The sequence below is a fragment of the Pedobacter sp. 05L430 genome, from assembly GCF_056397585.1.
Map to the genome: position 1 here is coordinate 1 of NZ_JBFTNT010000375.1, position 3,685 is coordinate 3,685.

Below are 3,685 nucleotides of genomic sequence, written 5' to 3' on the forward strand. Positions count from 1 at the left end.
GTGTTAATCACTAGTCCAATTGCTAAACTAGTGGTCTTATCCGCCCATTCCTGTAATTCCTTTTCATTTCCTATCGTGATGCTATAATTTTCAAGGAAATTAGATCTGAAAGGGGGGAGGATGGTGTGATATTCCTTAGATTTTATTGCGTAATCAAGTAGGTCCTTATCATTAAAATCAGTCCTTTTAAGCACAAGTAACTGAAAAGGAGCAAACAGGGGCTTATCCATCTCAAGATCTGAAAGTTCATTGCGGTCAATGCGGATCATTGTAAATGGCCAGGCGCCTGTTGACGGCATAAGTGGAAAAATGTCCAGTATCGAAGAATCTATTATTTGTTCTAGTCCCATGTATATTGTCGTTTATAATTCGTTTAATTATTTATTCGTTTTTGTTGCCAGCAAAATTATGCTATATATAGTTACAATTTATTAGTAGTTACCTAAAGGTTATGAAGTAACATGAGTTAAACTACAACAAAGAAGAGAATATTGGATTAGATGAGTTGATTTGAATTTCTTAGCTTTGTGTAATGGGTGCGAAAATCGAACGTCCGGTATCAGAGTTCAATACTGAACTAAAGCTTAAAGGTTTTAATGTTTGGCAACTTGAGGCAGATAGCCATGCTACACGAATCTATAACCGCAAGGACTTCTATAAAATCTGCCTGACAACGGGAAAAAGCATTGTCCATTATGCAGACAGGAGCTTTGAGCACGAGGGTACAATTCTGTTCTTTGGCAACCCACACGTTCCATATTCCTGGGAGACGCTTTCTACAACCTATGCAGGTTATACCGTGCTTTTTTCGGAAGATTTTTTTAGCGCTTCGGAACGGAGCGAGAGCTTACAACATTCTCCTTTATTCAAAATAGGAGGTACGCCCATAATAAAGATAGATGAAGGTAAGAGAGATTTTTTGAATTCCATATTCCTTAAAATGATCGAGGAACAAAAGAGCGATTATGCCTATAAAGATGATCTGATCAGAAATTACATCAACCTGATTATCCATGAAGCACTAAAGATTCAACCATCTGCCGACTTCGATCAACACAAGAATGCGGCAGGCCGTTTAACCTCAGTATTCTTTGAACTGCTAGAAAGGCAATTTMCGGTCGAAACCACCGATAGGCCACTACAATTCAAAACGGCACAAGACTATGCCCTTGCTTTAAATGTACACGCTAATTATCTCAATAGGGCGGTTAAGGAATTTACRGGCAAACCAACTACTGCCCACATTACCGAGCGCATTATCTCAGAAGCAAAAGCCCTGCTACAGCACACAACTTGGAACATTTCTGAAATTGCCTACGCACTGGGTTTCGAATACCCAACTTATTTCAATAACTTCTTTAAAAAGATGACGGGAACCAATCCATCTGCCTTTCGGGAAACATTGGTTTGAAATTCTTAAGTATCGGTTTGATAATCTTTAACCGCATGGGCGGCAGTTACCGAACTTTGTGGTATGAAAGATATCTTCCACAGACTAAGGAGCGGTGAGCTTGTACATCTACATGATCCAGAATTTTACAGGGTTGATGAAGTAGTCAACCGTACGTTAGCGCTATCTCCTTCACTCAACAATTCGACAAGTACAGATAAGATCAGGGAGAAGCTTGGTGAGATTTTTGGCCATCCATTGGATAAGAGCACAACTGTGTTTGTTCCTTTTCATACCAACTTTGGTCAATCCATTAAGATAGGCAAACATGTTTTTATCAATCATGCCTGTTCTTTTTTAGATATGGGCGGTATTACAATTGAAGATCATGTGCTTATAGGCCCTAGAGTAAACCTTGTTACTGAAAACCATCCTTTACTGCCAAGCGAACGACGCGGAATGTTGTGTCAACCCATCCTAATTAAACAAAATGCATGGATAGGTGCCGGCGCAACTATACTTCCTGGGGTAACCATCGGCGAAAATTCAATTGTTGCTGCAGGTGCTGTAGTTTCAAAAGATGTTCCTGCTAACACCATAGTAGGTGGTGTTCCCGCAAAAATGCTCAAACAAATAGAATTTAATGACCTAAATAACAATAGATGACAATGAAAAATTTAAAACTAACAATGGTTGCAGTGCTGATAGCTGTTACTCAACTAACCGCACAAACTGCGCAAAAAATATCATCTAATAACAATTTAAAGAAAATGAACACTACAGAACAATCTGAACATTATACATTCAAATTAAGCGATAAGGTTACTCGCCAAAAAGTTAGCTTCAAAAACCGGTATGGAATTACATTATCTGGCGATCTATACCTACCTAAAAACCACGGGAACGAAAAATTAGCTGCGCTTGCCGTTAGCGGACCATTTGGTGCAGTTAAACAGCAATCTTCAGGTCTATATGCCAACATCATGGCAGAACGTGGATTTGCTGTAATCGCATTCGACCCATCTTACACTGGCGAGAGTGGTGGCGAACCAAGAAACGTAGCCTCACCGGACATTAATACCGAAGATTTCAGCGCAGCAGTTGACTATCTTGGATTACAGCCATTTATTGACAGGAATAAAATAGGAATTATTGGAATCTGTGGTTTTGGCGGGATGGCACTAAATGCGGTGGCTGTTGATAAACGAGTAAAGGCTGTTGCCACAACTAGTATGTATGATATGACCAGAGTGATGTCGAAAGGCTACAATGACTCGATGACCATTGAACAACGTACCCAAATGCTTGAAAAAATTGGCCAACAGCGTTGGGAAGATGCCGAAAAAGGAGCGCCAGCTGATGGGCCTCGTAATTTGCCAGAGAAATTGAAGGGAGATGAGCCTCAGTTCGTTGTAGATTATTTTAACTACTACCGTACTCCTCGTGGCTTTCATCCTAATTCGGTCAATTCAAATGGGGCATGGCTTGTCACCAATCCATTATCATTTATGAACATGCCATTGTTATCTTACATTAAAGAGATCTCTCCGCGACCAATTCTGCTGATAGCAGGAGCAAATGCACATTCACGCTATTTCAGTGAGGACATCTATAAAATGGCTGCAGAGCCTAAGGAACTAATGATCATTCCAGATGCAGTTCATGTTGATTTATATGATAAAATTGATGTCATTCCTTTTGATAAACTGGAATTGTTTTTTAAGCAGAGTCTTAAATAGTTTAACATCTTTTCCTATACTCATTGGGCGTCATTCCGGTCCGCTGTTTAAACAGACGTGTAAAATGCTGTTGGTATTTAAATCCTAATTCATCTGCAATATTACTTATAGATTTAAAAGGATCAAATATTTTAATCTTAGCTTCGTCTATTAATTTCGATTGAATATAGTCCAATGCAGTATTTCCGGTTTCTTTCTTTATTAAATCCCCAAAATAATTTGGCGACAAATGCAATTGTTCTGCGCACCAGGCTACACTTGGCAAGCCTAAATTCTGTGTCAAATCTGATTTGAAGTAATCATTCAATAGATTTTCAAACCGTACCAAAATATCGTGATTGATATTGGTGCGGGTGATAAATTGGCGGTCATAAAAACGCATGCAGTAGTTAAGGAAAAGCTCAATATTAGATACAATCAAGGTCTTACTATGTTTATCAATATTCATATCAATTTCAGACGCAATCTTCTCAAAACAATCATTAATATTTGCTCTTTCCTTTTTTGATAAATGAAGTGCTTCGTTCACATCATAGGAAAAAAAAGAGTAATCTTT

General features: G+C 38.7%; 5 protein-coding genes. 3 read left to right on the forward strand and 2 right to left on the reverse strand.

Annotated features, from left to right (window positions below; all coding sequences use genetic code 11):
• Positions 1–350 (reverse strand): hypothetical protein (locus tag AC1DG9_RS25010; protein WP_477635456.1); only part of this gene is annotated, 350 nt, incomplete at its 3' end.
• Between the two features lie 182 nt (positions 351–532).
• Between AC1DG9_RS25010 and AC1DG9_RS25015 the strand changes: the two genes are divergently transcribed.
• From AC1DG9_RS25015 to AC1DG9_RS25025, 3 genes are all read left to right on the forward strand, one after another.
• Positions 533–1,411, forward strand: a complete 879-nt coding sequence (locus tag AC1DG9_RS25015; RefSeq protein WP_477635457.1) for a helix-turn-helix domain-containing protein — start codon at positions 533–535, stop codon at positions 1,409–1,411.
• A gap of 63 nt (positions 1,412–1,474) precedes the next feature.
• On the forward strand, positions 1,475–2,056 hold the full coding sequence (locus tag AC1DG9_RS25020; RefSeq protein ID WP_172662683.1) for a sugar O-acetyltransferase: 582 nt from the start codon (positions 1,475–1,477) through the stop codon (positions 2,054–2,056).
• Positions 2,057–2,058: 2 nt separating this feature from the next.
• The gene (locus AC1DG9_RS25025) at positions 2,059–3,129 is read left to right on the forward strand and encodes an alpha/beta hydrolase (RefSeq protein WP_172662684.1); all 1,071 of its coding nucleotides are present in this window, start codon (positions 2,059–2,061) and stop codon (positions 3,127–3,129) included.
• 1 nt (position 3,130) lies between these two features.
• On the opposite strand, the gene AC1DG9_RS25030 is transcribed toward AC1DG9_RS25025, so the two are convergent.
• Positions 3,131–3,685, reverse strand: a 555-nt coding sequence (locus AC1DG9_RS25030) for a helix-turn-helix domain-containing protein (protein WP_477635458.1), incomplete at its 5' end; no start/stop codon positions are given.